Here is a 7,472-nt window from a genome sequence, read left to right as displayed (position 1 = left end):
CACTCCGGATTTTCACCTGAAGCGAGCCACAGGGTAGCTGTGGTGTGCCTGGTCTGGTAAGGACGGCGTTTTTTCAGGCCAAGTAGCCTGAGTGTCGGGTACCAGATCCGGTTGGTCACGTTACTGTAGTTCATAGGCTCACCGGTTCGGGTGCAGAATACAAATCCTTCCTTTGCACCTGTTACCTTATGATGTGACAGCAGGGCTTCATAGACCGGTTTACTCATTTCAATAAACCTTCTGGAACTGTCAGTCTTGGTGGTGTCTTCTTCACCCATAACCACGGTTTCCCTGATCAGAATCTGTCTCCGCTCAAAGTCAACATTGCTCCATTTAAGGCCATCAATTTCAGATGTCCTCATGCCGGTGAAAAAGCGGACTATGTAGTAGTCCCTGAAGTCTGCCCGCACCTTGGCCAGAAACTGGCGGACTTCATCCAGTGAAAAAGGGTCAACCTCGGTACGGGGTACCTTCAGTGGTTTTATTCCGATAAACGGTGTGGTAAAGTTGTGTCTGTCAGCGGCATCGGCAAGTATCATACGCAATGGCGTCATGATATGATTTATCCGGTCAGGTGAAAGTCCCTCTTTGTTTCCGTTGCTTACTTTGGCGAGTGTGGAACGGAACTTGAGTACTTCCCCCTTGGTGATGTTGCTGACTTTCTTCTGCCCGAACGCTGGTAGCAGGTGCCCATCCAGTGTAGAGCGAATCATGTAACGGTATGACCGCTTCCAACGAATCTGATTCTCTTCAAACCATTCTTTTGAAAAATCATCTACGGTGGGTGTATCGTCACTACTATCCGGTTCGTTAGTATTTTGAAGCCCACTCTCTTCATTTTTAGGCTGAAAATGAGACACGTTTGATGATGTCGGAAAGTAGCGGGAATAGTCAAATGTCCCTAACGTGATTTCGGCATCAATCCGTTTCATCATTGTCTGCATCTTACGGACGTTATCAGGGGTATTGTCCAGTAGGGTTTGCTCTCGGCAACGCTTTCCCTGATAGCGAAAATCAAAATACAACCTGCCAGTCTCTTTTCGAACACTCACATTACCCATGGCAAATACCTCCGTGAGCCATTGGAATCATCGGCACCTCCAGTGCAGAACTGGTAAGCATGTCACGCTCGATTGCTTCCCAGAGATACAGTATTTTCCGGCGGCCAAAAGGCTTGATGTAATGGATTCCCTCAAACAGGACTGAATCCTTCAGGCAGTTGAGGATGTAGCGTGGTGCATAGTGCAGGCGCAATGCCAATTCCTCGGTGGTCAGATAGGTTACGGGCTGGTTGGTGTTCATGATGATACCTCCTGTTAGTTTGTTAAATAAACCATACCAGAACATAAAATATCATGTCAAGTTGTTTAAGTGTCATATATGATAATAAAATAAAGAATGAGTTGCTTGTTGGTGCTTTTTGATGTTATAGCGGCACAGCAAGTCTGTTTGTGGGGAGAGATAGCGATGATCAGATTTTATCTGCAGGAAATGATTGCTGAGCGGAAGTTCAAAACCGGAAAGAAGGTTACTCTTGAAATGATTGCCCGAGAGACAGGGGTAAGTAAAGTTACCCCGTCTCGGATAAGTAGTCAGAGGGGGTATAACACCACCACTGATAACATCGATAAGCTTTGTGCTTATTTTGAATGTTCAGCGGGGCAGGTTATGGAACATGTGGCTGACAAATCTGAAGAATTGCTGGTGTAATCAGACAAAAACAATGAGGACAAATCGCAATGACTAAGGCTGAACTCGTAGATAGGGCAGGTCTTGGAGGCGCTAGATCTGTTGCATGATCAGGGACCTGTCGATCTGGAGATATCCGACTACCGTATGCCGGGTATGAAAGGCGTTGAACTGCAACCCGAACTATGGCGTCATCTTTTCGAAGGGAGCAAACGCAAAAGGCCTAGCCCGCCGATCAGCAGGCAGATTAATACAACACCCCGCCAGAAGAGCCGATCAACAGCCCTGTCAATCGGGTCATGCAATGTAGTCACCGCGCGCTCAAATGATTTTGATTCAAGTAAAATAGTCAATTTCTCGAGCAGCTGTGTGGTTTTTTCAGCGGTTTTCCCGGCTTCAACTGCAGCACCTCGCACATCATCCAGTTTTAAGGGATGAGCAACATTCCGCTGAATTTCCTGATAACGGGAAAGCAGTTTATCGATCTCTTTGGTTGTCGCAGCCACGTCTTTTACGGTGGTATCCGATAGTTCCAGTGTCTTGCGTAGATCCCCCATCAAGGCACCGGCCTGTTTTTCCCGTGTCGTAAGATCATCCAGGAGCTTTTTCCGTTCCTGCCCGAACATCTGGAAGAAATGGTTGATAGCTCTGGTCCGTTCAGCCTGAATCTTCTGGTCTGCCTGCTGGATGGTGCTGGAGATGCTGGCATCAAGCTCTGTCTTTACCTGCTTCACCGCCTCCCTGCGCTCGGCAGCCAATTTGCCGAACAGATAATCCTGTTGTCGCTTCAGGTCAGTCTCCATAGTGGCGATCCGCCTACTCAGGGTGTCGGAAAGTTCCTGTGCAGATTTGCTGGCCTCGATTAGCCGCTTGAATTCTGGTTGATCAAAGACCCGATAAGCGGTCAGTTCGGACTGTTCCCCCAAAAGGTAGGGATACCGTCCGGCAAACCAGAGTACCCGTTCACCCAGCAGACGAACATCATCAACCGCAGCGCTTGCTTCACTCACCTCGCTGAGCAGGCCATGTGCCTGCCCTCGCAGAGAAAGTGAACTGATCTTGCGGGAGTCGCCAAAATCACTGAACCTGACCAGCGAAACCACGGTTCGATCAGAGTTTTCCGCTATCCAGGCGGAAATCAACCTTTTCAGGGTCTGCAGCTGTGCTTCAGTAAGCTGTTTTCCGGCAGCAGCCCAGGCATGGGCTTCTGCCTGTTTCAGACGCGCCAGCGCCGGTTTGCCAGCATTACCAATACCGTTTGGTATCCAGTGTTTTTCAAACGCCCAAGACTGCAGTGAGGTCAAAACCAGCAAATCAAGCAGACTTACCTGCGGGTTGGGGCCAACCGCGATATCGAGACTGGCACCGACGCCGTTACGAAGGAAAGAAAGAGATAACCAGCGCCCCTTGGAATCAATGGTACCACTGCGTGTCAGCAGATACATTGATTCACCTAGGGCGGCAATATATTCATCCGCCATACCCATGACGATTGACTGCAACTTCTGTTGCGGTGCACGTGAGGCAGGGGTGGGTTCTTCAGAGAAAGAGTTCGCCGGAGGGAAGACAAGTAACATGGTAGCCAGAATAGTAATAAGTATCTTCAAAACTGCCGCATGATGCCTGTTCATAGCATCTTCCATCTGCTGTCCTCCTCTGACAATAGTTAGTCAGACTGACCAAGCTACATTGCGGGATACCCGGTACACAGCACGTAATGAAACACCAATAGGATCTGCTGCGACTTTCCAGTAATGGACCGCACAAAAAGATCCATCAAAGCATACTCCAGATGTCACCCCCCGAGAGGAGCCGCATCGGGAATCTCATAGCGCTCCTTGCCGATACTGATCAGATTGAGCTCGTTCTTTCTTCGCACCTTGAAGGGTGGATAGCCATCCGCCTGGCTGGTGTCGGCGCCGATGGCCTTTCCCATCCGGAAGAAAATGGTGCGTGTACGCCCATCAGGCCGCTTCACTACGACCGTGGCATAACCGCCACCTGCCCGGGCAACGCCGTACTCGCACTGTGCCATCGGCTGACCCGGTGAAAACGCGCACGGCATTATGCCGGTTGCATCAAACCTGCCCTCACCGGCACGTGTCGCCGAATTGTCAGGTCCCCAGGCAACCGCCCCATTCGGCGAAGCCGCAGGCTTCAGGAACGATGCCTGGACATAACCGCGCGGCCCGCCCCCAAACTGCTGCACGTCACACCAGACCGTTTCCTTGATGCTCTGGCAGCCAAGGTTATCCAGGATGGCGCCAGAATGGTATTTCTTGAGTACTTTTGAGCTAATGGACTGTTTCTCGAACAGCTTGACCGGCTTTTTCGAGGCAGCACTCACGGCCCAGTTGCGGGGGCCACCTTCCTCCGGCGCCACAAAAACAACAGCAGGGGGATGAGCCTGAATTGGTGTATCTGTAGCGATACAGACCGATGCATTTTGCCACAATAAAACCGCCAGAACAGAACCTGCCAAAGAACTGATTTTCATAGCTCCTCCGTATGCTCCCGCCTATGTAGTTGAACCAGAATCTTTGTGGTGCTAACCGAATCGATATCGCCTGCACGCCTAAGTTGCCGCAATAACCCTGGCGAAACCTCGTCACCCCGCTCAGCAAGCACAATATTTGACATGGTCCTGATATCCTCACCCAGAATCATGCCGGGCTTTAGTGCATCAATCTGGATTATTTCTGAAAGTTCTTTGTCAAGCTCTGGCTTATCAAGCACAACCGGCGCCACATCATCAAAATAGGCTATCAGGTTTTTATCGAACGTGCGTCCGGCAAGATTGCGCAGGCTTTTCAGTACATTATGCAGCATGGTGCCTGAGGTGCCATGGCTGGTATAGCGGTCAATGTAGTCGGCAATAGCCAGTATCCTTGACCCCAGTGGTATTTCGTCACCGATCAGACGATCGGGCACCCCTGAACCGTTCACCTGCTCATGGTGATGGCGAATCAGCACACCGGCCTCCTGCAGCCAGTCAATGTTGCTGATCAGCAACTGCCCCCGCACCGGATGGGTCAGGTAGATCTTTTTCAGCGCATCCGAAAGTTTGTCAGGAAGTGGCGCGACAGCTTCTACCGGGAGACCGGCCTTGCCGATGTCATGCAGCAGGGCGGCAAACCTGATGGTCTCAACCTCGGCGGCACTGCATCCGGCCAGCTTTGCAACGGAAACCGACATCTCAGCCACCCGGGAGGCATGCCCCGGCAGGTCACTGTCCTGCATGTCAAGCAACCGCACCAGCAGGTCCAGCCACTCTTCCCTGCTCCTGCGGTCCGCAGTTCCTGCAGAGGCAAGTTCTTGAACCTTTTCCGTTACCAGCGAGGAAAGCCCCTTGACCCGACCTTTCAGGTTACTGTTCCATTCCTGCAGTTCCTGCCGGGCCTGACGCAGTGCAATATGGGTCTTGGCACGGGCTAAAGCCACTGACGGGCTGACCGGCTTGGTCAGATAGTCAACGCAGCCGACCTCAAAACCCTTTTCCTCATCAACCGCCTCTGTCAGGGCCGTGACAAAAACAACCGGAATATCACGGGTTGCTTCAATCTGTTTCAGCCGGCTGCAGACCTCGTAACCATCCATGCCCGGCATCATGATATCCAGCAGGATCAGGTCAGGCAGGGCCGATTCGGCGATGGCCAGCGCTTTTTCGCCGCTTGTGGCGACTTTCACGACAAAGTCAGTGCATAGCACCCCTTTCAGGATATCAATATTATCCGGCACATCATCAACCACCAGCACGGTATACTCTTTTTTGTGCTCACTTGACACGCTTGTTTTCCTTTCCCATAGGCACATCACAATCAGTTAAAACTAGTGATACGGGGTCTCCCACTCAAGAAAGGACACCTCATTATAAGGAACATATCTGTCCACCAAGAAAACAACCGCCATGAGACCGTCGGTAAAATACTCATCGCCAGTCAGATTTTGCCGAGGAGTAGATAAGGTGGATGGCTTGGAAACCCGTATATATCCTATTTTTTCAACAGCATTTGAGGCGAGCATATCTTCGACAAGATAGTGGCGCGATTCATCTATATTTTCTGAAATTTCGTGCGTTACAAAATAGGGCGATTTTGAGGTGAATTTTATCCCGATGTCGCGGCTGATCTGCCCAAGCCAAACCGGTTTTCCTTCAAACTTCATAGTGCTTAGCCATAAACGGAGATGATTTCTCCGATCAATGGTGCTGCGCGCTTTTTGCATGGCAAAATCATGTGGACGGCCCAGAAGATACAGTGGACTTACGGGAGAAGTCCGGTAGCGAATACCAAAAACATCTGAAAACAGCATCTTGAACACCGAACCCATATTGATGGTTTCGGTCAAATCCCAGCCGCGTCCAAGCAACTCGGCCATGACCTGCGTCCGGTCTCCGACAATCGCAAGGTTCAACGGATCGGCGGGGTTGGCGCCCATAGCGTCCGTGGTGCAGCAGGGAAGCTTCTCCAACTCCTGCCGAAGCCCCGCTATGTCGAGATTTTTCACCTCATGACCATTATAGAACTTTGAGAAGATAACCTTTTGGAAATCCATCTCGGGGCCCGGAATCTCAAGGGCGAACATAAAACGTTTAGTCGTCTTGCCGGTCAGCTTTATGACAATATGCTTTAATCCCGGTTCGAACTTGGTGAAGACAAACCCTTTACTGGTTTCCTTTGGAGGCACAAGACGTGGCATACGCACATCATAGAAATGGTCATATATTTTTTTGTGCTCCGCAGAAGAGCGGCTTCCGTAGGCAATATTTGCTGCTTCCATTGCAGAGTAGTATTCCGGGTCAAGCCGGTGTGGAATGAACCAATAGGCAGCCTGTCCCTTATTCTCTATCTTGATCCAAACCGGCTGAATCCCTTTACTAACAAAATCAAACCCAAAGAACTCCTCTGCTTCAGCCCTGGTCAGGATGTCAGCAGTAACCGTGACGTCACCGTCAGACTTGGCAATGGCATGGGACAGATACCGGCATTCATCAAATTCTTTCGGCTGGAATGGTACACACCCCGAAAGGCACAGGAGTGTGCAAAACAGAAATGCACCCAGTGTAAAGGGCACGCATCTCTCTTTCAGAAATCTACTCAATCCGTTCTTCACAGATATTCTCCTGATTTCGCGCAAACCACTATTTAAAGGCCGCCTTCTCCAGATCGGCATCTGAATCGACATAGCGATCAGCAATTGCCTTACACTCATCGGCAATAGACAGAAAGGCATCAACCATGTCAGGGTCAAAGTGCGAGCCTCTGCCCTCAATAATGATGCTGACCGCCTTGTCGTGGGGCATGGCCGGCTTGTACACCCGGCGGCTGATCAGGGCGTCATAGACATCAGCCACCGCCATGATCCGGCCGGAAACAGGGATGTCATCACCGGACAAGCCCTCCGGATAACCGCTGCCATCCCATTTTTCCTGGTGGGTGTAGGCGATCTCCTTGGCGTAGTGCAGGAACGGCAGTTCCAGATCCAGCGACTCTTCAGCCGTGATAATCGCATCGCGTCCCAGGGCGGTGTGACGCTTCATGACCTCGAACTCATCCGGCTCGAAACGCCCCGGCTTCAGAAGAATCCGGTCCGGAATCCCCACCTTGCCGATATCATGTAGCGGTGCTGATTTAACCAGCAGGTCAATGGCCTTGTCCTTGTTCAGCTCTGCGCTGAAGCGGGGGTTGTGGCGCAGCTTTTCGGCCAGCAGCTTCACGTACAACTGGGTACGGCGGATATGGTTGCCGGTCTCATTGTCCCGCGTCTCGGCCAGTGAGGCCATG

General features: G+C 51.2%; 8 protein-coding genes. 1 reads left to right on the top strand and 7 read right to left on the bottom strand.

Features of this window, described 5'->3' with window-relative positions; all coding sequences use genetic code 11:
- Both OEL57_RS11700 and OEL57_RS11695 read right to left on the bottom strand, forming a co-directional pair.
- A partial coding sequence (locus OEL57_RS11700; RefSeq protein ID WP_300740712.1) for a site-specific integrase occupies nucleotides 1-1,061 on the bottom strand: 1,061 nt, incomplete at its 3' end.
- On the bottom strand, nucleotides 1,054-1,302 hold the full coding sequence (locus tag OEL57_RS11695; protein ID WP_300740711.1) for a hypothetical protein: 249 nt from the start codon (nucleotides 1,300-1,302) through the stop codon (nucleotides 1,054-1,056). The genes OEL57_RS11695 and OEL57_RS11700, both read right to left, overlap by 8 nt.
- Before the next feature lie 165 nt (nucleotides 1,303-1,467).
- On the opposite strand from OEL57_RS11695, the gene OEL57_RS11690 reads away from it, so the two are divergent.
- The gene (locus OEL57_RS11690) at nucleotides 1,468-1,710 is read left to right on the top strand and encodes a helix-turn-helix domain-containing protein (protein ID WP_300740710.1); all 243 of its coding nucleotides are present in this window, start codon (nucleotides 1,468-1,470) and stop codon (nucleotides 1,708-1,710) included.
- 170 nt (nucleotides 1,711-1,880) lie between these two features.
- Here the strand turns inward: OEL57_RS11690 and OEL57_RS11685 are convergent, their stop codons facing one another.
- From OEL57_RS11685 to OEL57_RS11665, 5 genes are all read right to left on the bottom strand, one after another.
- Nucleotides 1,881-3,332 (bottom strand): hypothetical protein, encoded by a 1,452-nt coding sequence (locus tag OEL57_RS11685; protein WP_300740709.1) that lies wholly within the window; start codon nucleotides 3,330-3,332, stop codon nucleotides 1,881-1,883.
- 152 nt (nucleotides 3,333-3,484) lie between these two features.
- Entirely contained in the window at nucleotides 3,485-4,186 is a 702-nt protein-coding gene (locus OEL57_RS11680; RefSeq protein WP_300740708.1) for a hypothetical protein, read from the bottom strand.
- Nucleotides 4,183-5,475, bottom strand: a complete 1,293-nt coding sequence (locus OEL57_RS11675) for a response regulator (protein ID WP_300740707.1) — start codon at nucleotides 5,473-5,475, stop codon at nucleotides 4,183-4,185. The genes OEL57_RS11680 and OEL57_RS11675 overlap by 4 nt, the downstream gene beginning before the upstream one ends.
- A gap of 42 nt (nucleotides 5,476-5,517) precedes the next feature.
- Nucleotides 5,518-6,801 (bottom strand): LssY C-terminal domain-containing protein, encoded by a 1,284-nt coding sequence (locus OEL57_RS16935; RefSeq protein ID WP_300740706.1) that lies wholly within the window; start codon nucleotides 6,799-6,801, stop codon nucleotides 5,518-5,520.
- A gap of 28 nt (nucleotides 6,802-6,829) precedes the next feature.
- Nucleotides 6,830-7,472 (bottom strand): HD-GYP domain-containing protein (locus OEL57_RS11665; RefSeq protein WP_300740705.1); only part of this gene is annotated, 643 nt, incomplete at its 5' end.

The sequence above is a fragment of the Trichlorobacter sp. genome (assembly GCF_030247655.1).
Lineage (GTDB): Bacteria > Desulfobacterota > Desulfuromonadia > Geobacterales > Pseudopelobacteraceae > Trichlorobacter.
The sequence above is the reverse complement of the archived record's forward strand: the minus strand, read 5'-3'. Positions and strand labels throughout refer to the sequence as shown.